General features: G+C 40.3%; 22 protein-coding genes. 12 read left to right on the top strand and 10 right to left on the bottom strand.

The annotated features are described in order from the left end of the window. The first annotated feature begins 108 nt into the window (after positions 1 to 108). The gene (locus CWC11_RS01460) at positions 109 to 822 is read left to right on the top strand and encodes a spermidine synthase (protein ID WP_138681291.1); all 714 of its coding nucleotides are present in this window, start codon (positions 109 to 111) and stop codon (positions 820 to 822) included. Here CWC11_RS01460 and dtd read toward each other — a convergent pair. Both dtd and CWC11_RS01450 read right to left on the bottom strand, forming a co-directional pair. Continuing rightward, entirely contained in the window at positions 819 to 1,256 is a 438-nt protein-coding gene (gene dtd / locus CWC11_RS01455) for a D-aminoacyl-tRNA deacylase (protein ID WP_138681290.1), read from the bottom strand. The two genes, CWC11_RS01460 and dtd, sit on opposite strands and share 4 nt — an antisense overlap. After that, a complete protein-coding gene (locus tag CWC11_RS01450) occupies positions 1,257 to 2,165 on the bottom strand; it encodes a virulence factor BrkB family protein (RefSeq protein ID WP_138681289.1) in 909 nt (302 codons plus the stop codon). Positions 2,166 to 2,250: 85 nt separating this feature from the next. On the opposite strand from CWC11_RS01450, the gene CWC11_RS01445 reads away from it, so the two are divergent. The 3 genes from CWC11_RS01445 to CWC11_RS01435 all read left to right on the top strand — a co-directional run bounded on the left by CWC11_RS01445 (position 2,251) and on the right by CWC11_RS01435 (position 4,924). Then, the gene (locus CWC11_RS01445) at positions 2,251 to 2,907 is read left to right on the top strand and encodes a DUF2959 domain-containing protein (RefSeq protein ID WP_138681288.1); all 657 of its coding nucleotides are present in this window, start codon (positions 2,251 to 2,253) and stop codon (positions 2,905 to 2,907) included. A 130-nt stretch (positions 2,908 to 3,037) separates the two neighbouring features. Next, entirely contained in the window at positions 3,038 to 4,129 is a 1,092-nt protein-coding gene (locus CWC11_RS01440) for an MBL fold metallo-hydrolase (protein WP_138681325.1), read from the top strand. 63 nt (positions 4,130 to 4,192) lie between these two features. After that, positions 4,193 to 4,924, top strand: coding sequence for a CBM9 family sugar-binding protein (locus CWC11_RS01435; protein WP_138681287.1), 732 nt, complete (start codon positions 4,193 to 4,195; stop codon positions 4,922 to 4,924). A gap of 162 nt (positions 4,925 to 5,086) precedes the next feature. On the opposite strand, the gene CWC11_RS01430 is transcribed toward CWC11_RS01435, so the two are convergent. Together CWC11_RS01430 and typA are read right to left on the bottom strand one after the other, a co-directional pair. Then, positions 5,087 to 5,404 (bottom strand): hypothetical protein, encoded by a 318-nt coding sequence (locus tag CWC11_RS01430; RefSeq protein WP_138681286.1) that lies wholly within the window; start codon positions 5,402 to 5,404, stop codon positions 5,087 to 5,089. 214 nt (positions 5,405 to 5,618) lie between these two features. Beyond that, entirely contained in the window at positions 5,619 to 7,442 is a 1,824-nt protein-coding gene (gene typA, locus CWC11_RS01425) for a translational GTPase TypA (protein WP_058549219.1), read from the bottom strand. 506 nt (positions 7,443 to 7,948) lie between these two features. Between typA and glnA the strand changes: the two genes are divergently transcribed. The 5 genes from glnA (at position 7,949) to CWC11_RS01400 (ending at position 13,028) form a co-directional block, all read left to right on the top strand. Beyond that, positions 7,949 to 9,355, top strand: coding sequence for a glutamate--ammonia ligase (gene glnA / locus CWC11_RS01420; RefSeq protein ID WP_058549218.1), 1,407 nt, complete (start codon positions 7,949 to 7,951; stop codon positions 9,353 to 9,355). A gap of 112 nt (positions 9,356 to 9,467) precedes the next feature. Further along, positions 9,468 to 9,989, top strand: a complete 522-nt coding sequence (locus tag CWC11_RS01415; protein ID WP_138681285.1) for a DUF4124 domain-containing protein — start codon at positions 9,468 to 9,470, stop codon at positions 9,987 to 9,989. 84 nt (positions 9,990 to 10,073) lie between these two features. Beyond that, entirely contained in the window at positions 10,074 to 11,144 is a 1,071-nt protein-coding gene (gene glnL, locus CWC11_RS01410; protein ID WP_138681284.1) for a nitrogen regulation protein NR(II), read from the top strand. A 14-nt stretch (positions 11,145 to 11,158) separates the two neighbouring features. Beyond that, positions 11,159 to 12,544, top strand: a complete 1,386-nt coding sequence (gene ntrC / locus CWC11_RS01405) for a nitrogen regulation protein NR(I) (protein WP_058549215.1) — start codon at positions 11,159 to 11,161, stop codon at positions 12,542 to 12,544. Positions 12,545 to 12,569: 25 nt separating this feature from the next. Further along, positions 12,570 to 13,028 (top strand): cyclic nucleotide-binding domain-containing protein, encoded by a 459-nt coding sequence (locus tag CWC11_RS01400; protein ID WP_058549214.1) that lies wholly within the window; start codon positions 12,570 to 12,572, stop codon positions 13,026 to 13,028. Position 13,029: 1 nt separating this feature from the next. On the opposite strand, the gene CWC11_RS01395 is transcribed toward CWC11_RS01400, so the two are convergent. Both CWC11_RS01395 and CWC11_RS01390 read right to left on the bottom strand, forming a co-directional pair. After that, positions 13,030 to 13,695, bottom strand: a complete 666-nt coding sequence (locus CWC11_RS01395) for a putative periplasmic lipoprotein (RefSeq protein WP_138681283.1) — start codon at positions 13,693 to 13,695, stop codon at positions 13,030 to 13,032. A gap of 85 nt (positions 13,696 to 13,780) precedes the next feature. After that, positions 13,781 to 14,080, bottom strand: a complete 300-nt coding sequence (locus CWC11_RS01390) for a hypothetical protein (protein ID WP_138681282.1) — start codon at positions 14,078 to 14,080, stop codon at positions 13,781 to 13,783. A 256-nt stretch (positions 14,081 to 14,336) separates the two neighbouring features. Here CWC11_RS01390 and CWC11_RS01385 point away from each other — a divergent pair, with 256 nt between their 5' ends. The 3 genes from CWC11_RS01385 to acnA all read left to right on the top strand — a co-directional run bounded on the left by CWC11_RS01385 (position 14,337) and on the right by acnA (position 18,182). After that, positions 14,337 to 14,720, top strand: coding sequence for an RNA-binding S4 domain-containing protein (locus tag CWC11_RS01385; RefSeq protein WP_138681281.1), 384 nt, complete (start codon positions 14,337 to 14,339; stop codon positions 14,718 to 14,720). A 104-nt stretch (positions 14,721 to 14,824) separates the two neighbouring features. Beyond that, positions 14,825 to 15,244, top strand: coding sequence for a hypothetical protein (locus CWC11_RS01380; protein WP_138681280.1), 420 nt, complete (start codon positions 14,825 to 14,827; stop codon positions 15,242 to 15,244). A gap of 196 nt (positions 15,245 to 15,440) precedes the next feature. Then, complete coding sequence (gene acnA, locus CWC11_RS01375; RefSeq protein ID WP_138681279.1) at positions 15,441 to 18,182, top strand: aconitate hydratase AcnA; 2,742 nt, start codon at positions 15,441 to 15,443, stop codon at positions 18,180 to 18,182. Positions 18,183 to 18,288: 106 nt separating this feature from the next. On the opposite strand, the gene CWC11_RS01370 is transcribed toward acnA, so the two are convergent. The 4 genes from CWC11_RS01370 to CWC11_RS01355 form a co-directional block, all read right to left on the bottom strand. Next, positions 18,289 to 18,834, bottom strand: a complete 546-nt coding sequence (locus CWC11_RS01370; protein WP_058549209.1) for a DUF4124 domain-containing protein — start codon at positions 18,832 to 18,834, stop codon at positions 18,289 to 18,291. A gap of 127 nt (positions 18,835 to 18,961) precedes the next feature. After that, on the bottom strand, positions 18,962 to 19,702 hold the full coding sequence (locus CWC11_RS01365) for a phosphoadenylyl-sulfate reductase (protein WP_058549208.1): 741 nt from the start codon (positions 19,700 to 19,702) through the stop codon (positions 18,962 to 18,964). 43 nt (positions 19,703 to 19,745) lie between these two features. After that, entirely contained in the window at positions 19,746 to 21,443 is a 1,698-nt protein-coding gene (cysI, locus tag CWC11_RS01360) for an assimilatory sulfite reductase (NADPH) hemoprotein subunit (RefSeq protein WP_138681278.1), read from the bottom strand. 60 nt (positions 21,444 to 21,503) lie between these two features. Further along, on the bottom strand, positions 21,504 to 23,318 hold the full coding sequence (locus tag CWC11_RS01355) for an assimilatory sulfite reductase (NADPH) flavoprotein subunit (RefSeq protein WP_138681277.1): 1,815 nt from the start codon (positions 23,316 to 23,318) through the stop codon (positions 21,504 to 21,506). Between the last annotated feature and the right edge of the window lie 293 nt (positions 23,319 to 23,611).

Raw genomic sequence — 23,611 nt, 5'->3', positions numbered from 1 at the left:
GAACATTAAATCCACCTTTAACGCTACTTTAAGCGCTAGCTAGGTTAAATAATTTGGCTTATAACTACAATTTTAGTTAACTATTTTACCCAGTGCACCATGTAGTTTATGCTAAATGTTATGAGCGATTTTATAAACCCTTTAACGGGTGTAGTTAGTAGCCACTTTATTAGCCACAGCCAAGATATTGGGCAACTAGTTTACTGGCATAAATATGCAGGCGATCACATACAGGTTCGCCAAGCCGGACAGCTTCGCTGGCTGCTGATTAACGATACTTTGCAATCGGTGATAGAGCTTAGCAATCCACAACGCCTGCTATTTCCACATTTAACCTATTTGGCTAAGCAGTGGCAAACCTTAGCACCACCAAATCGTGTATTAGAGCTTGGCCTTGGCGGCGGCGCTATACGTAATTATTTACAACACACCTACCCGCAGGCACAAGTAACATCAGTTGAAAAAAGTGCTGATATAATTGCCTGCTATACAGATTTTTTTGCGCTTAAAAACCAAAGTGATGTGCAGTGTGATGACGCGCAAAATGTACTTAAAAAAGCATATAACAATGACTGGATTATTCTTGATTTATTTAGCCAGATAGACGCGCCACGGTTTTTATTTGAACACGCTTTTTATCAAAAAATATATAACGCCCTCAATGGTGGTGGCACGCTATTTATTAACTTTTTATCGCAACATGAGTCGCAGTTAATTCAGTTACAGCAATTACTATTTAATGTATTTGGGGTAAAAGTAAGCCCGCATAAAGTAACGGGCTTTGTAAATCATATTGTTATTGTTACTAAGTCTGATAATTAAACCGATAAGTTAAAAGTGACAGGCCCATCGTTACATAGGCTCACTTGCATATCTGCGCCAAACTCACCGGTTGCAACGCTAATACCCTGTGCTTTAGCTTGAGTTACAAAGTACTCGTAAAGCGCGTTAGCCTGGCTTGGCGTTGCTGCTGATGAAAAGCTTGGGCGCATGCCTTTTTTGGTATTAGCTGCCAATGTAAATTGCGAAACCACTAGTAACTCTCCACCTATATCTTTTAGGCTTAAGTTCATTTTGTCGTTTTCGTCAGTAAAAATACGATAATTGCTTACCTTATGCAGTAACTTATCGGCTGCTTGCTCATCATCTGGTTTTTCTACACCTAATAACAATAAAATACCATGGCTAATCTCACCTACAATTTGGTCATTAACTTCTACTTTGGCATTTTTTACACGCTGTATTAACCCTTGCATTTAGTGTGTATCCTTCAAGTTTGGCTCTTCTTCAAGTTCAAGTTCAATTTCTGGGGTATCTTCAATATCATTTGGGCTAATACACGCTGTAAATTCAGCGCCTAGCAACACCACTACCCAAGACAAATACACCCAAACAAATAAAATAGGTATGGTAGCAACAGCACCATAAATAACTTCGTACGATGGGAAATGGCTAATATAAAGGGCAAACCCTTTTTTAGTTAACTCAAATAATATAGCCGCAAAAAGAGCGCCGGGCACAGCCGCCCTAATAGAAACAGGCGTATTAGGTACTAAGGTGTATAGCATTAAAAAACCAATCATCGAAAAACCATAAGGCACCAGCTTTAACAAAAAGCCGCTAAACCCAGGAATTCCCTGATCAGCAAACGAGACTAAAGATACAATATACGATGTAACACCAATACTTGCGCCAAGTAGTACGGGGCCTAGGCTTAATACCATCCAATACACTGCAAAAGAGATCATCATAGGGCGTTTTTTCTTAATTCGCCAAATCCGGTTTAGCGTGGCATCAACATTACGGATAAGCAACAATGCAATAGCTGCTAAAAAGCCAATACCTACTGCGGTCATTTGATTAGCATTGCCTGCAAAGGAGCTTATGTGCTCTTTAATAACATCGGACGAGGTAGGTACAAAGTTAGTAAATAAAAAGCTCTCTATTTCCATACGAGTCGATTCAAACCCCGGAAACGCCGAAAATATAGCTACACCCACTGCAATTAGCGGTATTAATGAAAGCAACGTTACGTAAGCAAGGTAGCCTGCATTAACTGTTATTTGATCGTCTATACATCGATTTATATATTGCATCCACCAGCTAGGCTGCTGGCGCATAAAGGACTTAACTTGCTGTTTGTAATGGGAGAGCTTATCATTCATACAATTGACTTGTGCTTATCGAGTTTTGATTATAATAACAATCAGTACCATAATTTACAGCACTTACACGTAAATAGGGATCCAAATGAAAAAACAAACACTACTTAGCGCCTCTATGCTTGCACTTACGTTAGCATTATCGGGCTGCCAATCAGCTTACTATTCTGCAATGGAAAAAGTAGGTGTTCACAAACGTGATATCCTTATTGACCGCGTAGAAGAAACAAAAGACTCACAAGAAGAGTCACAAGAAGAGTTTAAATCAGCGCTTGAGCGCCTAACTACATTAATAGATTTTAACGGCGGCGAACTACAAGACACTTATAATCAGTTAAACGACGATTACGAGTCGAGCTTAAAAGCCGCAAACGAAGTATCAACGAACATCAATAAAGTAGAAGACGTAGCAGAAGCACTTTTTGATGAATGGAGCGATGAGCTAGAGCAATATAAAAGTGCCTCACTTAAACGTGAAAGCAGTAAAAAGCTAGCCGCTACTCAGCGTCAATTTAGCCAGTTACTTAGCTCAATGCGCAGCGCAGAGAGCAAAATGGAGCCAGTACTAACGTCGCTTCATGATAATGTTTTATATTTAAAGCATAACTTAAACGCACAAGCAGTATCGGCTATTAAAGGTGAGTTCACTAACCTTAAGCGCGATATACAAATATTAATGAACGACATGAACAAATCGATTGCCGATTCAAACAAGTTTATAGAGCAAATGAATAGCGCAGGCTAATCACTTTAAACGCACTTATTAAGCCTGCAAAATTGCAGGCTTTTTTGTTGTTACTTTTTGTTACCTTTGAATTATTCGTTAATCTACTGTTGTTGTTATACTTTTACAAAATAATAATTAAATTATGACAATGAAACTAACCACTTTTAGCCTCATCACTACCTGTATGTTGCTGAGCGCGTGCCAAACACCCAATCACATTGAAGTTATTGCAGGGGAAGATACCATAACTCCACTGCATCAAGATGGCGAACGAAAAGGACGCTTTCATAATCTCTATCCCGGTAAAAAAGCGTACCCGACCACCTGCGAAGCCGACTGCTATCCAACGAGCCCTAAACTACAGTGCGAACAAGACAGCGAGAACTGCCAATATATTGCTGAGCAAGAAACGCCAAAATTAAATACTGGCTACACTGTTCGCTGGCTTGGTCATGCCGGATTTGTGATCCGCACGCCTAACGGTCAACAAATGCTATTTGACCCTGTCAAAGAGCAATTTGATTCACCTGTTGATTTAGCCTTTAGGCTAGCCTCTGGGTTTTACAGGCAGCCGGGCGATTGGCTAACGCAAAGTGAGCTCGAGAACTTAGACGCTGTGATGTACTCGCATATTCATTACGATCACTTTAATAAAGCAGATATAGAAGAGCTCGGTAATAAACCTCGCTACTTAACTCCACTAGGTATGGCCGACAACTTCCCTACTGGCGGATTTAACATTAGCGAAATGGCGTGGTATGCAAAAACAAATATTAGTGATTTAGCTATTCATGCTTTACCTGCTCATCACTTTAGTAGCCGAGTAATGGTACCCTTCATTTATGAAGATAACGACAAAGACCTATGGAACGGCTGGCTACTGGAGCAAAACGGCAAAACCCTATTTTTTGCAGGCGATACAGGTTACTCAAAGCACTTTAAAGATATTCAGCAAAAATATGGCGATATAGATATATGCCTAATGCCCATAGCCTCCTATTACAGCGAAGAGAGCTCTAATTGGTATCGTTACGTGCACACAACACCAGAGGATGCACTTAATGCTTCGCAAGATCTTAACTGCAAAGTAATGATACCGTGGGGCTATGGCAACTCAAGTTGGAAAATGGGCGACCACACTAGTCACTCTGCATTACTGCGTTTATTGCATATGGTTGATGAAATGAACTCTCAAACGCCACTGTATATTCTCAACGAAGGCGAAAGTATTTCACTGTAACTCATTGCTTAACTGTTTTAGGATGATTGTTATATCAAGATAAATAATAAAATTGAGAAATTAATGAAAAAACAAGCATTAGCTTTAAGCTGTTTATTAAGTGCTCCGGTAATGGCCATTGATGTAGTGCATACCTCAATCCCTATTACCATTGATGGCGTATCTGAAAGCGCATGGGATAAAGCCGCTTGGCACGACATGCCGTATTTGATGGATGGCACGCTCCCCTCTTCAGATGCCGATTTTAAAGGCCGCTATCGTTTGTTGTGGGATCAAAACTACTTATATCTACAAGCCGATATTGTGGATGATGTATTAATTGATACACACGCAGATCCAACTGTAAAATACTGGGATGACGACGCGCTTGAAATATTTATAGACAGTGATGCATCAGGCGGTATTCACCAGTTTAACCACTCTGCTTTGGCGTACCACATTGGCCTTGATAACCAAGCCGCTGATTATGGACCTGATAAACAAGCCCACTTGTATACTGATCACTTAGTGAGTAACTGGAAGCGCAACACCAACGCACCTTTTAACATCACGTGGGAAGTTGCCATAAAACTCTACCCTAATGATTATAAAGAAGGCGCTAATAACACTCCGCTCACCCTAACGCCAAAACAAGTAATAGGCTTTATGTTAGCGTATTGCGATAATGATGGCAGTGACGTGCGCGAGCACTTTATGGGTTCGCACGAAGTACAACCAGTAAATGGCGACAGAAATCGTGGCTTTATAGACGCAGACGTATTTGGCAAAATCACTTTGCTACCAAAAAGTAAGTAACCATTAATAAAATAATTGATAACGAAGGTTGGGTTGAGCGCAGCAAGACCCAACGAAAAATACCCTACCAACAAAAACAGAGACTTTGCAATATCGATTATTTAATTCTCAAGCACGTTTTTGCTTAGACAAAGAGCGCTGCGCCCTAATGTAAAGCTAATTTCAGCCACCCTTTTGCTCATGTTTAATAATTTTAAGAAGCAAATCAATTCTGCGATTTGTTTTTTTGGTTTGCTCCTTAATCATGCTCTGCACCACAGCTGAAGCAAGGAAAATAAAACATATTATTTGCATTAACTCAGTTTCAATATCATAGAGGCTATTAGCGATTGACAACAAAGCAAATGGTAAAAAAATTGATATGAGATCTTTCAAGCCCCAATCATTTTTGCCTAACGTTTCAAATTCATCTTTATATTTTTGCAGTTCAGCAATATGTTCTATCTCTAGTTTTGCCTTAATTTCATTTTCGGTATTCACACTAGCTTACTCGCACATATTAAATATAGCTTTGATAATAACTTAATACCTTTTTTAGGTTCAATATTAAAAACTGTTTACCAGTATCGAACCAGCCGCGCTGTGTTAATCTGACAGCTTAAAGCTCTTCTCTTGCTAACTAAAAAAGTCCACAAAAAAGCCGCTGTATTTTGCAATACAGCGGCTTTTAAAATCATTATTCTAAATTAATAGATTATGACTTAGGAGCACGACCCGCACGTTTACGCTCATTTTCAGTTAAATGACGTTTACGAATACGAATGTTCTCAGGTGTAACTTCTACTAGCTCATCATCAGCGATAAACTCAAGCGCTTGCTCAAGTGAATAGTTAAGTGCTGGTGTAAGTGTTTGTGCTTCATCTGTACCAGATGCACGAACGTTAGTAAGTTGCTTACCTTTAAGCGCGTTAACTGTAAGGTCGTTATCACGGCTATGAATACCGATAACCATACCTTCATAAACCTCAACACCGTGACCGATGAATAAACGGCCGCGCTCTTGTAAGTTAAATAATGCGTTAGTAAGTGCCTTACCTGTAGCGTTTGCAATCATTACGCCGTTCTTACGAACACCTAGCTCGCCACCTTTGTGCGGACCGTAGTGATCGAACGTATGGTAAAGTAAGCCAGAACCTGAAGTTAGCGTCATGAACTCAGTTTGGAAACCGATTAAGCCACGGCTTGGGATCATAAAGTCCATACGCATACGGCCTTTACCATCTGGTGCCATGTCAGTAAGTTCACCCTTACGAAGACCAATTTGTTCCATGATAGAACCCTGGTGCTCTTCTTGACAGTCAATTGTTAGTGTTTCATACGGTTCTTCTAACACGCCATCAACAGTACGTAAGATAACTTCTGGACGAGATACAGCTAGCTCGTAACCTTCACGACGCATGTTCTCGATTAAGATACCAAGGTGTAATTCACCACGACCCGATACGCGGAAGCTATCTGGGTTGTCAGTATCTGCAACGCGAAGTGCTACGTTGTGTACTAATTCTTTGTCTAAACGCTCACGGATATTACGTGATGTTACAAACTTACCTTCTTTACCACAGAACGGAGAGTTATTTACAGAGAACGTCATCGTTACTGTAGGCTCATCAACGCTTAGTGGAGGTAGTGCTTCAACATTGTTAGGACAACAAACTGTGTCTGAAATCTTAAGTTCGCCAATACCTGTTACAGTTACGATGTTACCAGCGTAAGCTTTATCAGTTTCGATACGCTCAAGACCTAGGTAGCTTTGTACTGCACCAATTTTACCGTTACGTTTTGAACCATCTGCACCGATGATTGTAACTTGTTGGTTAGGAGCAACAGAACCACGTTTGATACGACCAATACCAACTACACCAACATAAGAGTTGTAATCTAGTTGAGAAATTTGCATTTGGAAGTCACCTTCAGGATCTGCATCCGGTGGTGATACTTCTTCAACGATCATCTTGAACATAGGTTCCATGTTTTCTGATGGCTCGTCTAAATCTAATGTTGCCCAGCCGTTGATAGCTGATGCGTAGATTACTTTAAAGTCTAACTGTTCGTCAGTTGCACCTAAGTTGTCGAATAAATCAAAGATTTGATCCATAACCCAATCAGGACGTGCACCTGGCTTATCAATTTTATTGATAACTACGATTGGCTTTAAGCCTTGCGCGAATGCCTTTTGCGTTACGAAACGCGTTTGTGGCATTGGACCTTCTTGAGCATCAACAAGTAATAATACTGAGTCAGCCATCGAAAGTACGCGTTCAACTTCACCACCGAAATCGGCGTGTCCCGGAGTATCTACGATATTGATATGGTAGTCGTTCCAAGAAATGGCTGTGTTTTTAGCCAAAATGGTAATACCACGTTCTTTCTCAATGTCGTTTGAGTCCATCACGCGCTCTTCGTTACCGCCGCGTGTTTCTAATGTACCTGATTGCTCAAGTAGTTTGTCAACCAGAGTTGTTTTACCGTGGTCAACGTGCGCGATAATCGCTATATTTCTTAACTGTTCGATGCTCATATATTTACTCAGAGAAATTAATTCTCATTGATCCTGCAAGATCTACGCACTCATCTGCGTTTTCACGAGATGTCCAAGCATAGGATTTAAAAGGGCGCATATTATCCCTCATTAATGACATGGATGAAAGTTTATCCAATACAATTTTCAAAACTTTCTCAATACTTTTACTAAGTATCTGTTTTATATATGACAATTATATGAATTAAATTTCAATTAATTTTTGAAAAACAGCCTTTTTTGCTATTTCGGTGATATTTTTGGCACTCTTTTGCATTTAGGTTATGCTAATTTGAAGCGATTAAATTAGCAGCAAATTACACCCTGTAAATTTTGCACCAAAAGGGAATTTTTACGCACCAAATTGGTGCGTTTGTTTATTCCATTTTGATGCAACTATAAAATTTCAAAGTATAAACAGCCAGTTACAATCATGGCACAAAATCAGCTTACTAAATATCAAAGCAATTATGCAGCAATAATAAAACCCAATAGTTGGAGGACACATGTCACAATCGGTTTTAGATTTTATTAAAGAAAATGACGTTAAGTTCATTGATTTACGCTTTACTGACACTAAGGGTAAAGAACAACATGTATCTATTCCTCATCACCAAGTTGATGAAGACTTTTTTGAAGACGGTAAAATGTTCGACGGCTCTTCAATTGCAGGCTGGAAAGGCATTAACGAATCAGACATGGTGCTAATGCCAGTACCTGAGTCTGTTAAATTAGACCCATTTACAGAAGAAACAACGCTAATTGTTCGTTGTGATGTTGTAGAGCCTTCTACACTACAAGGTTACGAGCGTGACCCTCGCTCTGTTGCAAAACGCGCTGAAGATTACATGCGCTCTACTGGTATCGCAGATACTGTTTTATTTGGCCCTGAGCCAGAGTTTTTCCTTTTTGATGACGTTAAATACAAATCAGACATGTCAGGTTCTATGTACAAAGTTGACGCTGTAGAAGCGGCATGGAATTCAGATAAAGATTACGAAGGCGGCAATACTGGCCATCGTCCTGGTGTTAAAGGTGGTTACTTCCCTTGTTCACCGGTTGATTCTTCACAAGATTGGCGTTCAGCTACGTGTTTAGTTCTTGAAGAGCTTGGTCAAGTAGTAGAAGCGCATCACCATGAAGTAGCAACAGCAGGTCAAAACGAAATCGCTACTCGCTTTAATACAATGGTATTAAAAGCGGATGAAATTCAAGAAATGAAATATGTTATCCACAACATGGCTCACTTGTACGGTAAAACAGCCACGTTTATGCCTAAGCCAATTGTTGGTGATAACGGTTCTGGCATGCACTGTCACCAGTCTTTAGCTAAAGACGGTGTTAACCTGTTTGCTGGCGATAAGTACGGCGGTCTTTCTGAAGACGCACTGTACTACATTGGCGGTATTATTAAGCATGCTAAAGCAATTAATGCTTTTGCAAACGCATCTACTAACTCGTACAAACGTTTAGTACCAGGCTTTGAAGCACCAGTAATGCTTGCATACTCTGCACGTAACCGTTCTGCTTCAATCCGTATTCCAGTGGTTCCATCTGAAAAAGGACGTCGTATCGAAGTACGCTTCCCAGATCCAACAGCTAACCCATACCTTGCTTTCTCAGCAATGCTTATGGCTGGCCTTGACGGTATCAAAAACAAGATCCACCCTGGCGATGCAATGGATAAAGATTTATACGACCTTCCAGCTGAAGAAGCAGCAGAAATTCCAACTGTTGCAGCGTCACTTGACGAAGCACTATCTGCACTTAGCGCAGACCGTGAATTCTTAACTCAAGGTGGTGTATTCACTGATGACTTAATTGACGCTTACATTGGTCTTAAGTCTCAAGAAGTTGAAAAGCTTAACATGACAACTCACCCAGTTGAGTTTGAAATGTACTACAGCTGTTAATTTAGCTGTTAAAAAATGTGTGTTCTCAAGCCCGCTTTGCGGGCTTTTTTAATGGTAAAATTAATCAAACTCCACTAGAGTTAAGTTACCGATAAAAATGCAGGGCTGCAGAGTGAATTACAAGATTTTATTACTATTAATTGCTTTAGGATTAAGCAATTATGGTTATGCGGGTGAAAAAAAAATATACGCTTGGAAAGATAAAAATGGCGTATTGGTGTTCTCAGACACACCCCATAAAGGCGCTACCGAGGTAAAACTCACAAGCCAAAATCTTAATATGCCTGCAACGAATACTGACGTTTTTAACGAGCCAACCCAACCTCAACAAGCGGCGTTTAAAATTGCCATTTCCTCGCCTGAGCATAACCAAACTATACGTGAAAATACCGGTAGTGTTTATGTTACTAGCCGAATAACTCCACGCTTTGAAAGTGGTTTTACTATTCAACTTTTTATTGATGGCAAAGCGAATGGCCCCGCTAGTGATAGCTCAACCTTTGCAATCAGAAATGTAGAAAGAGGCGAGCACACACTTCAATTAAAACTGTTTAACAGTAAAAACCAAATTATTGCCGTTAGCCAGCCATGTATATTTTTTATGCATCGAACAGGGTTAAACCTTGGCAATTAAATAATGGCTTTACTTAATAGGTGCTGTAAGTATTTGAGTGCAATGACTTGCTTTCAAATACCAGCGCACTAAAGTGGTGCAATCATGATCGATAATAAAAATTTTAGCCCTGAGTTACTCGACGCTATTTGGCAGAACCAAACAACAGCTATCATGCTTCTTGATAAAAAGTTTAATGTTGTTTACGCCAATACGAGCACCAGCGAGCTACTTGGGCTTGGTAATAAGCGCTTACTAGATCAGCCTTTTGATAGCCTTTTTAATTACCATTCAATTGATTTACAACGTATTAAACAATATTCATTAATTGAGGGGTTAGATTGCCAGCAGCATAGAGCAGACGTGGTTTTCAGCGATTCTCGCCATGCCAAGGTTGCAGTAAGTACAAGGCAAATCAAGTTCAACAATACCTTATATATTTTATTTGAATGGCGTCAAACCGATGACGAAATAAAACACGACCAAGCATCTAATCAAATGCATCAATACCAAGCGGCCCGAAACTTAATTAGAGGGTTAGCACATGAAATTAAAAATCCTTTGGGGGGAATTCGCGGAGCGGCGCAGTTATTGCAGTATGAGGTTGATCAACAAGAAAGAGATCAATGTGCCGAGCTCATTATTGAGCAAGCAGACAGATTGCGCGAATTAGTAGATAGGCTCTTAGGGCCAAACCAACTCCCGCAGAAGTCTTATGGCAACATACATCAATCACTTGAGTCGGTTGTAAGACTCAGTACGTTAGACAATTGCTCTAACATTAGTTTGGTTAAAGATTACGACCCAAGCATTCCTGATGTATTCATTGATCAAGGCAAAATACAGCAAGTTGTATTAAACATTGTTCGTAATGCTCAACAGGCACTTGTAGATGGCGGTGAAATAAAAATAAAAACCCGCATTAATCATCAACATCGTCGCCCAGGTAAAGCGCCTAAAAAAGCCTTGATGATCCAAATATCTGATAACGGACCAGGCATTGATCCTAGTGTACGTGAAACGCTCTTCTACCCTATGATCACCAACAAAGAAGGTGGATCGGGTTTAGGGCTCTCAATAGCGCAAACACTCATAGATCAGCATGATGGCTACATAGAATGTGATAGCTGGCCTGGACATACTGAATTTAATATCTATCTGCCCTTTGCAGATTAATGTTTGGAGTTTTCATGAAAACAGTTTGGCTTGTAGATGATGATGCATCAATTCGATTTGTACTCGAAAAAGCACTTACCCGTTCAGGGTTTACCACGGAAAGCTTTGCTAATGCGCAAGATGTATTAAGCGCATTAAAGTTTAGCCAACCAACTGTTTTGGTATCTGACGTTAGAATGCCAGGCATGGATGGCATGGCATTGCTTGAACTTATTGCAGAGCAAAATCCTGGGTTGCCGGTAATTATAATGACCGCCCATTCAGATTTAGACTCAGCAGTTAATGCGTTTCAAAAAGGCGCATTTGAATACCTAGCAAAACCGTTTGATTTAAACGAAGCCGTTGCTTTGGTTGAAAGTGCATGCAGAGCAAACTCCACTAAAAAAACAAAACGTAAGCAAGCTCCACCTAAAAGCGCGCATATTATTGGTGAAGCACCTGCCATGCAAGAAGTGTTTAGAGCCATAGGTAAGCTTTCGGCCTCTAGTATGAGTGTGCTTATTAATGGTGAATCAGGTACTGGTAAAGAGCTGGTAGCCAGCGCATTGCATAATCACAGTCCGCGTAAAGAAAACCAATTTATTGCTCTTAACATGGCCGCAATTCCAAAAGAGCTCGTTGAGTCTGAATTATTTGGCCACGAAAAAGGCGCATTTACCGGTGCCGATAGCGTTCGTAAAGGCCGCTTTGAACAAGCAAACGGCGGCACTCTGTTTTTAGATGAAATTGGCGATATGCCACTTGATGTACAAACTCGTTTATTGCGCGTACTGGCCGATGGGGAGTTTTATCGAGTTGGCGGTCATCAAAGCATAAAAGTAGATGTACGTATTATTGCAGCAACGCATCAAAATTTAGAAGACTTAGTAAAACAAGGTAAATTTAGGGATGATTTATTTCATCGCTTAAATGTAGTGCGCCTACGCTTACCTGCGCTTCGTGAACGAACTGAAGACATTGAGCGCCTTGCACAGCACTTTTTACATAAAAGCGCTAAAGACCTGCAAGTAGACAGCAAAATTTTAAGCCCAAAAGCCACTGATCAATTACGTTTATTTAGCTGGCCAGGTAATGTTCGCCAACTAGAAAACACATGCCGATGGCTTACTGTTATGGCACCGGGGGAGCTTGTAAGTGAGCAAGACTTACCACCTGAAATACTTGATGCTTCACCTACTCAACAAGAAGGTGACTGGCTTGATGCATTTCAACAATGGCTTAATCAAGAGCTTAAACAAGGCAAAGAAAACATATGGCCTGATATTCAAGCCCAGCTTGAAACTCGATTAATAAAAACAGCCCTCGCTAATTGCTCTGGCCATAAACAAGATGCAGCCATAAAAATAGGCTGGGGACGCAACACGTTGACCCGCAAATTAAAAGAGCGCAATATTAACTAACACTCCTTATTAATTTTGGTTATTGATGAAGTTAATTGAACATATTCCTTTGTTTAAACAAATGGAAATTATAAATAGGCTGCACTTTTTTAAAGACTTCACACTTGGTGAGCGCCAAGTGCTTTTAGAATCGTTTGGCCTTTTATATTTAGTTAATCAACATCAGTTTTTATTTAAACAGTTCGATAATGACAAGCGCTTATATATTGTATTAAGCGGCGCATTATTAGTATTTAAGCACAACCACTTATTAGAGCTAGGTACTATTGAGCCTGGTGAGTTTATAGGTGAAGGTGCATTTATTAATAACCGAGAGCGCAGCACCAGTGCTCGTGCTAAAACCGACACCATAGTACTTGCCATTACCCCAGAGGCACTTACTCGCTTGCCTAATGTAATACGCGAAAAAATTAAAGACCGAATTATTGAAGGTATGAGCCTACGCATCGCTAAGCTTAGCGAGCACATAGAAACCCACGGTTAGATCAGTCCATATAAACAGTTTGTAATGAGCAATCAAGCCACCCGGGATTATTAACGTGCGCAGTAAACGTGTAAGTATCTGAAGGCTTGGCACCAAAGGGGGTATTTACAAGTGGCTGTGAATGGCTATATGTTTGCGAATAGGTTTTATAATAAATAACAACATACCCATACAAATACTCCCAACTGAGCCTCACAACCGCACCACTTGGTAATGTAAATTCAACATGTTCATTTGCAAATTTGACCGCCAAATCATTGTACTTATCGTCGCTGCAATGGGTTGTTCGTAAGCGAGAGGGCATAGTGAACGCGTCTTCCCCATCAGTACTCTTTAAATAAAAACCAATATTCCCATCACCATAAAAATGATTTGATCGTGTGGTGTAGTTAATTTGTGGCTCGTAACCTAGCCCCTGCATAATAATAGCTAACTGCTCAGTCTCTTTTTGGTAAATTTTATCGCTTGATAAAAGCAATGTGGCTTCACCAAAATCCGATGGAATTGTCAGCGGTACGTATTCATAAGGGAGGTTTTGTGCGCTTAGTGCAGCATCTAGTTGATTGCGTTGCTCATCTTGCAAGTTTTCACTAAACACATACACGGTAGGTTGTTGGCACGCAGCTAATAATAATGCCAACACACATATCAAAATCCCATTTTTCATAGTTCCCCTCCAATGATTACACTTGTAGTCTATTAGAGAACACTATCAATAGCAATTTAATAACAATTCGCTTAATTAAATATTATTACTGATTGGTATGGCTGGTTTGGCTATCTAACCATGCATCAACACTTTGTCGAGTGTATAAAACTTCGTTAAACAAGCGGTGGCGTTCAAATTCAAGCTTTGATTTTCTAAGCGGATCGCCACTAATTAAACGGCTGTGCGTATCATTAAATTTTGAAATAACCGAAAAGCCACTGTCGCTAAGTTGTGTTTGCTCTTTTACCAAACTCGCTAGATGCGATCGAACGTCGTCAGCAGTTAACATATCAGAATTATCTAAACCCATTAGCTCTTTTTTCATTGCTAATCTTACGCCCATTTTCTACTCCGTTTTATATGTATACATTACACATCAGTTAATCCGCCAGAGTTTTAGCAATTAGCGAGCCATCAATGAAAATCATTTGCCGTGAAGCTTAACCTGCAATTGCTTCAGTTTTCTTAAAGACAGAGAAAAAGGCATAAAAGTTTCAATATAATTAGCCAGCATCTTCTTAGTTTTATATTTGCTTTGGTGCAAAATGCTCTGCAAGCCTTTATACTAGGGGACTATGCGTTACCCCACTGGAGCTAACATGAACGAAGAATACATAGAGATTGAATTAGAAGAAGAGCCAATAGAGCTCTGTAAATTATTAAAAGTACTCGATTTAGTTGAAGGTGGCGGCCAAGCAAAAAACCTAATCGCTGAAGGCTACGTGGGTGTTAACCATGAAATTTGTACAATAAAACGGAAAAAATTATACAGTGGCGACGTATTAGAATTTGATGGTGAGTTTTTTCAATTATCATTAAGTGAAGATGCAATACCTGCAGAGCGAGCAGTAGTGCAAAGTACACCAGAGCCAAAAACAACGCTTGAAAGCACTTCTAATCAACCTGCTAAAAGTAAGCGTAAGCGCACTAAAAAGCCTAAAAGAGATGAAAATACAGGGCGACGCCCAATTTCATTTGGCTAAAATTTAGGCGCCGTTGCAATTTTTAAATATAAAAGCCAGCTTGTAATACTGGCTTTTTTACTCTTTAATTACCTTGTAAATAACAATAAAAACAAGGTAATTACATGTCTACACCCACTTGGTTAAAACCGCTTGCTTGGGCTGCACTTATTTGGAACTCACTAGGTGTTATTGCATTTGTGATGCAAATGATGATGACCCCTGAACTGATAAGCAAACTGCCTATAGATCAACAAGCTGCCTACTCTGACATCCCCCTTTGGTCTACCATTGCTTTTGCTATAGCCGTATTTGGAGGCTTGCTAGGGTGTATTTTTTTACTGAAGAAAAAGACGCTCGCCATACCGACATTTGCAGTGTCTTTAGCGGCTATTTTACTGCAGCAATACTATAACTTTGTTGTTATAAATAGTATTGATCTGTTAGGAGCAAGTGCTGTGTTTATGCCTATTTTAGTTATCATTATTGCCATAGGCCTGCTTTATATAAGTATTAAAGGTAAGCAACAAAGCTGGTTAAACTAATTACGTTTAAGGGCTAATATTTTTTGGCCCTTTATCACCCTTGAAAAACTATTCTTCGCCATCACCTCTATACTTATTACTGTACAAATTTCGCACTTTTAACCACGTAGTTTACGCTGGTATATACTTTGCACATAAGAAAATAAAAGAGGTCATCTTTTCAAGGATATTTACCTAATTACCAAAGGGGCAAAAAATGAATAGTTTCGAAACAGAACATCAACTAACTATTAATGGCGAGCAATATCATATTCACTCACTTAAAGGATTAGGCGATAAAGCTAAGCGACTGCCCTTTTCCCTCAAAGTATTACTCGAAAACCTGCTACGCAATGAAGATGGCGTAAATATAAAAGAACAAGACATTCAAGCCCTCCTAAATTGGGATTCTAAAGCTAAACCATCATCTGAGGTCGCTTTCACACCAGCACGCGTTGTTATGCAAGATTTTACAGGTGTTCCTGCAATTGTCGATTTAGCGGCCATGCGTGATGCTATGGAGAAGCTAGGTGGCGATCCTGCAAAAATAAATCCGCTATCTCCTGCTGAACTTGTTATTGACCATTCGGTACAAGTAGATGGTTACGGCGATGATGGCGCATTTGATTTAAATGCAAAGCTAGAATACGAACGTAATAAAGAACGCTATGAGTTTTTACGTTGGGGGCAAACAGCGTTCGATAACTTAAAAGTTGTGCCACCAGCAACCGGGATTGTTCACCAAGTAAATTTAGAATACCTAGCACGTGTTGTATTTAACGAAGACAGTAATGGTAAAAAGTTTGCTTACCCAGATACCTTAGTAGGTACCGACTCCCATACCACTATGATTAATGGCTTAGGTGTTCTTGGTTGGGGCGTAGGCGGCATTGAAGCCGAAGCTGCAATGCTTGGCCAACCAATTAGCTTACTCATTCCACAGGTGGTTGGCATGAAGCTAAATGGTCGCCTTCCTGAGGGAACAACAGCAACCGATTTAGTATTAACAGTGACCGAGATGCTACGTAACCATGGTGTTGTAGGTAAGTTTGTAGAATTTTATGGTGACGGCCTAGCTGATCTACCACTGGCAGATAGAGCAACGATTGCTAATATGGCACCCGAGTACGGCGCTACGTGTGGTATTTTCCCTATTGATGATGAAACCATTAATTATTTACGCCTAACAAACCGCGATGAAAAACACCTTAAAGTAATTGAAGATTACGCCAAGCACCAAGGTTTATGGCGCAACGATGGTGACGAAGCAAATTATACAGATACTCTTGAACTTAAACTTGATGATGTCGTGCCAAGCCTTGCAGGGCCTAAACGTCCGCAAGACAGAATCGCATTAGATAAAGCCGGCGAAGTTATTGGCCAGCACTTAAAAGGCTTTCAAGATGAGCGTATGGAGCGCCGTGATAAAAGTGATATAGAGCAAGCTCGCATTGAAAGCGAAGGCCCTACCACTAACCCAGATGAGCCAGTAGACGAAGCACAGTTTATGGGGGCTGCAAAAGTTAAGTTTAAAGGACAAGAATTTGAACTTAACGATGGCGCCTGTGTTATTGCAGCCATAACTAGCTGTACAAACACCTCAAACCCAAGTGTAATTTTAGCCGCTGGTTTAGTAGCAAGAAAGGCTAAGCAACTCGGCATTGATGTAAAACCTTGGGTTAAAACATCACTTGCGCCGGGCTCTCAAGTTGTAACTGACTACCTGGAAAAAGCAGATCTGATGGATGACCTAGAAGCATTAGGCTTTAACTTAGTCGGTTATGGCTGTACAACATGTATTGGTAATTCAGGCCCACTAGCAACAGAGATATCAGATGCCATTCAAAAGCATAAGCTGGTTGTAAGCTCAATTTTATCGGGTAACCGTAACTTTGAAGGGCGAATTCACCAAGATGTTAAAATGAACTTTTTAGCATCACCGCCACTGGTTGTTGCCTATGCAATTGCAGGCCGAACAGATATAGATGTATATAACGAACCCCTTGCGCAAGATAAAAACGGTAACGATATTTACCTTAAAAATATTTGGCCAAGTGTAAGTGAAGTGAATGAGTTAGTACAAAAAACGGTAACTAAAGAAATGTTTGAAAAAAGCTATGCCAATGTATACGAAGGCGATAGCCGCTGGCAAAAAATTCAAATTCCAAATGGTAAACTTTACGATTGGAATGATGAATCAACTTATATCAAAAAAGCCCCATTCTTTGATGGCATGAAGGTAGAACCGCCGGGCGTTCCTACAATTGAAGGCGCACGCTGTTTAGCTAAATTAGGCGACTCAGTAACTACCGATCATATTTCGCCTGCGGGTGCGATAAAAGCAGATGCACCTGCTGGCCTATACTTGCAAGAAAAAGGCGTAGAAAAAGCGCAGTTTAACTCATACGGTTCGCGCCGTGGTAATCACGAAGTAATGATGCGCGGTACATTTGCCAATGTAAGGCTTAAAAACTTGCTTGCACCGGGTACTGAGGGTGGTGTTACTCGCACGCAACCAGAAAACGACCTAGCTAGCATTTACGATGCGGCTAAGGAGTATCAAAAAAATGAAACGCCATTAATTATTTTGGCAGGTAAAGAGTACGGTACAGGCTCATCGCGTGACTGGGCAGCTAAAGGCTCATTGTTGCTTGGTGTAAAAGCAGTAGTAGCGCAAAGCTATGAGCGTATACACCGCTCTAACTTAATTGGCATGGGGGTTTTACCTCTGCAATTTAAAGATGGCGAAAGCTATGAGTCGTTAGGATTAACAGGGCAAGAGCAATTTGATATTGAAGGCCTTTATGATAAAACTGACGAAGTAAGTGTAATCGCTACTAATGCTGAAGGTAAAAAGGTAAGCTTTAGTGCCGATGTACGTATTGATACCCCTAAAGAGTGGGATTACTACAAACACGGCGGTATTTTACAATATGTACTGCGTAATATGCTTGATTAATTCGCGCCGTAATTAATGCATTTAAAAGCCCAGCTTAGTAAATAAGCTGGGCTTTTATATTTGTTAATCAATATTGAGCTGCACTGGCTTCTCTAGAACGCAATAATTAAAGCGCGCTTAAGTTGTTTATTTCTTTATTACGCTTTTCTAGTTTTTCTTTTACGTTTTCCGCATCATCAAATAACTTTTTAACCGAGTCAGGATTAAATATTGATGGGGTTTCTGGGTTTGCTGTCATTTTGTTTGTATTAGGTGCAGCGTTTAAAATAGACGTGTCTTCAGCAGCAATAACAGTAATATCTTTAGGGTCTAACTTTACCTCAATACTTGTTACATCTGGATTTGGCGTATCTGAAAAATGCCACTGGCCGCTTTCATCTTGCCACTTATAAATTTTATTACTTGATGTAGTAGAAGGAATTGGCTCATCAGAAATGCTGCTCGCAATTTTATCGCCAGCTTGCTTTACACCCTGTACTGCTTGGTCGAGTGTATTTGTAGAAAGTGCGACCATTTTTTCTTTAATTTGCAGGGATTCGTTGCTAATTGAGGATGTAGAAAGCCATGTTTGGCCGTCGGGCTTTTTTAAATAAAACAATGAGATAACAGCAATAACCATGATTGATATTGCTAAATAGGTAAAGTATTTCATAGCGTTCCTGCTTTAGTTAATCCTTTATTGTAATGAGTCTAATAAAAAATTCTTAAACAGGCAATTTTTTTGTAATAAAAACGCAGCTTAAGCTGCGTTTAAAATATACATTTTTTAGCATTAACGATTAAATACCGTCACCATCAATGTGCAAGCCACATTCACGATTTAAACCAAAAAAGCGGGTTTCCTCTTCGCTCATTCCTGGCTCTAGTTTACGCGTAGTATGTACATCACCCATCGACACATAACCTTGCTCCCATAATGGGTGGTAAGGTAAATCGTGCTTAGTAAGGTATTGATATACATCGCGGTTTGACCATTCAATAATTGGGTACACTTTTACCGTACCACGGCTTATTTCTACAAACTGCTTATCAGCACGAGTAGATGACTGATCGCGTCGCAAACCACTAAACCAGGTGCCTGCTTCAATGTCTTTAAGTGCGCGGGTCATCGGCTCAACTTTATTAAGCTGGTTATATTGCTTAATACCCTCTTCGCCTTGTTCCCACAACTTACCAAATTTGGCTTCTTGCCATGCGGGGCTTAGCTGCGCTTTGTACACTTTTAGGTTAAGTGACAGTCGTTCACTCATTTGCTCAATAAACTGATAGGTTTCAGGAAACAAGTAGCCAGTATCGGTCAAAACTACAGGTATATCTGGGCGTTGTGAGGTCATTAAATGCAGCATCACCGCTGCTTGAATACCAAAGCTAGATGATAAAAATGCCGTCTCAGGCAAGTTATCAAGCGCCCATGCAACACGCTCCTCAGCGCTCATATTCGCTAGTAAACCATTAGCATCAGCTAACATAGCCGCTTGGCTTTGTTTATCTTGCTGTAAAATATTTTTAAATTCACTCATGGAAAATTCCAAGCCTCACCAGCGCTAAAGCGCTGGTATTTAATTATGCGTGAAAATCGGTTACTGACACTTTAACTTCAGCAACAATGCCTTTGCGAATAACAAAGTCACCAAAACATTCACCGTCGTTGCGCTCACTTGCCCACTGGCCAATTAGCTTATCAAACGCGTCTAGGTAAACATCTTCGCCTACGTTTTCTAGGTACAATTTAGGAATACGTGTACCTTCAAGGTTACCGCCTAAGTAAACGTTATATTTACCCGGGCCTTTACCTACTAAACCGGCTTCTGCGAGCATTGCGCGGCCACAACCATTAGGACAACCAACAACACGCATAATAATGCTGTCATCCGGAATGCCGTGTTTAGCTAGCAATGCTTCGGTTTTTTCAATTAAGCTTGGTAAGTAACGCTCAGCCTCAGCCATAGCAAGCGGACATGTTGGTAATGCTACACATGCCATAGAGTTTTTACGTTGCTCTGTATCTTTATCATCAATTAGGCCGTGATTACGGGCAATCTCTTCTATCACTGCTTTTTGATCTGCCGGTACACCCGCTATAATTAAGTTTTGGTTTGCCGTCATGCGCATGTCACCTTGGTGAACTTCTGCAATTTTACGACACCCTGTTTTAAGTGGCTTACCTGGGTAATCTAAAATACGGCCGCTTTGAATAAATAGCGTTAAGTGGTGCTTACCATCAATGCCTTCAACCCAACCAATACGATCGCCACGATGAGTAAACTCAAACGGACGGCTTGGTGCAAATTTAACGCCTGAACGCGCTTCTACTTCTGCTTTAAATACATCAGTACCCACACGGTCTAGTGTGTATTTAGTTTTTGCATTTTTACGGTTTGAACGGTTACCCCAATCGCGTTGTACAGATACAACATGCTCTGCAATTTTTAAGGTATCTTCTAGTTTGATAAAGCCAAAATCATCAGCCTTACGCGGATAAGTTGCTGTATCACCGTGAGTCATGGCAAGGCCACCACCAACAAGGACGTTAAAGCCAACAAGCTTGCCGTTATCGGCAATTGCCACAAAGTTTAAATCGTTAGCGTGAACATCAACTTCGTTATTAGGCGGAATAGTTACCGTGGTTTTAAACTTACGTGGTAAGTAATTAGACCCTAAAATTGGCTCTTCAGTGGTTTCTGCTTTTTCGCCATTTAACCAAATTTCAGCATATGCTTTCGTTTTTGGTAATAAATGTTCAGAAATTTTAGCAGCCCAATCGTAAGCCTCTTGATGTAACTGTGACTCAACAGGATTAGTAGTACACAGTACGTTACGGTTAACGTCACCAGCGGTAGCAATAGAGTCAATGCCTACGCTGTTGAGCATTTGGTGCATGCCTTTAATATTTGGCTTTAATACACCATGAAACTGAAACGTTTGACGCGTAGTTAAACGAATGCTGCCGTAGCTTGTTTTGTCATCAGCAAATTTATCGATTGCTAACCACTGATCTGGCTTAATAATACCGCCAGGCATACGCGCACGTAGCATTACGTTATGAAGCGGTTCTAGCTTTTGCTTTGCACGCTCACCACGAATATCACGGTCATCTTGTTGATACATGCCGTGAAAGCGTATTAATTGAAAGTTGTCGGCTGTAAAACCACCGGTAATTTCATCTTTTAAATCTTGCTCTATGGTGCCACGTAAAAAGTTACTTTCTCTTTTCAAACGTTCATTATCAGAAAGTTTTACGTTTTTATCTTGTTCGCTCATTTTAAATCCTAAATTTGTTACAGTGACGGCTGCTAGCTGTTAATAAAATAAGAAACGTGATTAATACACGTCTTTCTGATAGCGGTTAGCGCTACGTAAGTCTTTTAAATATTGCTCTGCGTCTTCATTGCTCTTGCCTGTGTTTTCTTTAACAATATCAACAAGTGCATTGTGTACATCTTTTGCCATGCGGTTTGCATCGCCACAAATATATAAGTGCGCACCCGCTTCTAGCCATTCAAATACGTCTTTGCTGTTACTGCGTAATTTGTCTTGTACGTATACTTTTTCTGCTTGGTCACGGCTAAATGCAACATCTACTTTATTAAGTAAACCTGACTTTAAATAACCTTGAATTTCTACTTGGTATAAAAAGTCTTGAGTAAAGTGTGGGTTACCAAAAAACAGCCAGTTTTTACCTTGTGCTTCACGCGAGTCACGCTCTTGTAAAAATGCGCGGAATGGCGCAATACCGGTGCCAGGGCCAACCATAATCACTGGTGTATTGTCGTCTGTTGGTAAACGGAAGTTATCATTATGTTCGCTAAATACTTTAACTTTACAGCCTTCTTCAGCACGACGAGTTAAGTAACCAGAACAGCCGCCTAAGTGCTCGCTATCAAATGCATCAAACTGCACTAAACCAAGTGTTAAATGTACTTCGTCTTCTACCTCACTTTGACTAGAGGCAATCGAATATAAACGCGCTTGTAATTTACGTAAGCAATCTACTAGCGTTTGCGCATCAAGTTTTGCTGGATTTTGACGAATTACATCATATATTTGGCGAGGCTCAATGTATGCTCGCATTGCAGCTTTATCTTCAACTAGCTTAAGTAGCTCTGGCGTGCCCGTGGCAATTGCATATTTTTCTACAAACCCTGGGTATGACTGAGTTAGCTCTAGCTTCTCAATTAGGGCGTTGCGTACGCTTAGCTCTTCTTCGCCTACTTTTACAATGCTAGTTGCCTCTATTTGAGTAAGCTCAAGCACTTCATCAACTAATACATCGTCATTTAAAAAGTACACACCTAATGAATCACCTGGTGTGTAGGTAATGTCAGAACCTTCAAGCGAAATTTCAACATGGCGTACGTCTTTAGTAGAATCGCGGCCAGTAATTTTTTGAACCGTTAAAAGCTCTGCTTCAAACGGATTCTGCTTGGTGTATTGGCTTGCTGCAGCCGTTGGCGCACCAAATGGCATTGACACAACTTGGCCGCCAGCCGCATCTTGCTGCGCTTTTAAGTCTGGTTCAAAAGCGTCTATTGCGCCTGCAATCCACGTTGCAGCTTCATCATCGTAATCTACGTCTAAATCAGCACGTTGATAGATAGTTTGCGCACCCAATTTATTTAAGCGCTCTTCAAAATCTTTTGCTGTTTGGCAGAAAAACTCATAGCTAGAATCACCCAAACCTATAACAGCTACTTTTACATCATCTAATTTAGGTGCTTTTTTAGTGGCTAAAAATTCGTGTAATGTTTCTGCATCTTCTGGCGGCTCGCCTTCACCGTATGTAGATACAACGATGGTTAAAAACTTTTCTTTTTTCAGGGCTGTTGGTTTGTAATCCGACATACTTACTAACTTAACAGCAAGTCCACGCGACTCGGCTTGCTCTTTTAGCTTAGTTGCTACGCCTTTTGCGTTACCTGTTTGAGAACCATATAAAATAGTTAGCGGTGCAGCATCGCCTGCAGCAGGTGTATTTGCAACTGGGCCACCTAATGCAGCCGAGTTAGCGTTAGCGGCTAAGTAACCACTTACCCACGCTTGTTGAATTGGATTAAGTTCAGCCACTAAGCCTTGCAGCTTCTGTACTTGCTCTTGCGTTAGCGGGCTTGCCGCAGCGTTTAGTTGACCTAACAACATGAATCTATTCCCCATAACCCTGAAAAATTAAACACAATGCAATTTAAGCATTGTTGAAAATGAGCTTCCCTCTTGCAGAGCGTCTCTGTTGAGGTTTTCTAAGTGTGAAGGATAACGGGCTATGCGTTTATAAAAAAAGAATAGAATCTGCTTTGTTATTCCATTTAGTTATTAATTTATATAAAGACCTTCAAAAACAGCTTAAAGGCTTATTATTGCTATTTCATTAAGTTTAAATTTAACAATTTTGTAACCAAGCGCAGTTAGTGTATGTTATTTATTCAACTATAAAA

The sequence above is a fragment of the Pseudoalteromonas sp. S3178 genome, from assembly GCF_005886985.1.
In the GTDB taxonomy this organism is placed as follows: domain Bacteria; phylum Pseudomonadota; class Gammaproteobacteria; order Enterobacterales; family Alteromonadaceae; genus Pseudoalteromonas; species Pseudoalteromonas carrageenovora.
The sequence above is the reverse complement of the archived record's forward strand: the minus strand, read 5'-3'. Positions and strand labels throughout refer to the sequence as shown.

What these genes read in the sequence shown, in the direction of transcription:
- CWC11_RS01460 (WP_138681291.1), top strand. Translation starts at nt 109, where the DNA reads ATGCTAAATGTTATGAGCGATTTTATAAACCCTTTAACGGGTGTAGTT.
- dtd (WP_138681290.1), bottom strand. Translation starts at nt 1,256, where the DNA reads ATGCAAGGGTTAATACAGCGTGTAAAAAATGCCAAAGTAGAAGTTAAT.
- CWC11_RS01450 (WP_138681289.1), bottom strand. Translation starts at nt 2,165, where the DNA reads ATGAATGATAAGCTCTCCCATTACAAACAGCAAGTTAAGTCCTTTATG.
- CWC11_RS01445 (WP_138681288.1), top strand. Translation starts at nt 2,251, where the DNA reads ATGAAAAAACAAACACTACTTAGCGCCTCTATGCTTGCACTTACGTTA.
- CWC11_RS01440 (WP_138681325.1), top strand. Translation starts at nt 3,038, where the DNA reads ATGAAACTAACCACTTTTAGCCTCATCACTACCTGTATGTTGCTGAGC.
- CWC11_RS01435 (WP_138681287.1), top strand. Translation starts at nt 4,193, where the DNA reads ATGAAAAAACAAGCATTAGCTTTAAGCTGTTTATTAAGTGCTCCGGTA.
- typA (WP_058549219.1), bottom strand. Translation starts at nt 7,442, where the DNA reads ATGAGCATCGAACAGTTAAGAAATATAGCGATTATCGCGCACGTTGAC.
- glnA (WP_058549218.1), top strand. Translation starts at nt 7,949, where the DNA reads ATGTCACAATCGGTTTTAGATTTTATTAAAGAAAATGACGTTAAGTTC.
- glnL (WP_138681284.1), top strand. Translation starts at nt 10,074, where the DNA reads ATGATCGATAATAAAAATTTTAGCCCTGAGTTACTCGACGCTATTTGG.
- ntrC (WP_058549215.1), top strand. Translation starts at nt 11,159, where the DNA reads ATGAAAACAGTTTGGCTTGTAGATGATGATGCATCAATTCGATTTGTA.
- CWC11_RS01400 (WP_058549214.1), top strand. Translation starts at nt 12,570, where the DNA reads ATGAAGTTAATTGAACATATTCCTTTGTTTAAACAAATGGAAATTATA.
- CWC11_RS01395 (WP_138681283.1), bottom strand. Translation starts at nt 13,695, where the DNA reads ATGAAAAATGGGATTTTGATATGTGTGTTGGCATTATTATTAGCTGCG.
- CWC11_RS01390 (WP_138681282.1), bottom strand. Translation starts at nt 14,080, where the DNA reads ATGGGCGTAAGATTAGCAATGAAAAAAGAGCTAATGGGTTTAGATAAT.
- CWC11_RS01385 (WP_138681281.1), top strand. Translation starts at nt 14,337, where the DNA reads ATGAACGAAGAATACATAGAGATTGAATTAGAAGAAGAGCCAATAGAG.
- CWC11_RS01380 (WP_138681280.1), top strand. Translation starts at nt 14,825, where the DNA reads ATGTCTACACCCACTTGGTTAAAACCGCTTGCTTGGGCTGCACTTATT.
- acnA (WP_138681279.1), top strand. Translation starts at nt 15,441, where the DNA reads ATGAATAGTTTCGAAACAGAACATCAACTAACTATTAATGGCGAGCAA.
- CWC11_RS01370 (WP_058549209.1), bottom strand. Translation starts at nt 18,834, where the DNA reads ATGAAATACTTTACCTATTTAGCAATATCAATCATGGTTATTGCTGTT.
- CWC11_RS01365 (WP_058549208.1), bottom strand. Translation starts at nt 19,702, where the DNA reads ATGAGTGAATTTAAAAATATTTTACAGCAAGATAAACAAAGCCAAGCG.
- cysI (WP_138681278.1), bottom strand. Translation starts at nt 21,443, where the DNA reads ATGAGCGAACAAGATAAAAACGTAAAACTTTCTGATAATGAACGTTTG.
- CWC11_RS01355 (WP_138681277.1), bottom strand. Translation starts at nt 23,318, where the DNA reads ATGTTGTTAGGTCAACTAAACGCTGCGGCAAGCCCGCTAACGCAAGAG.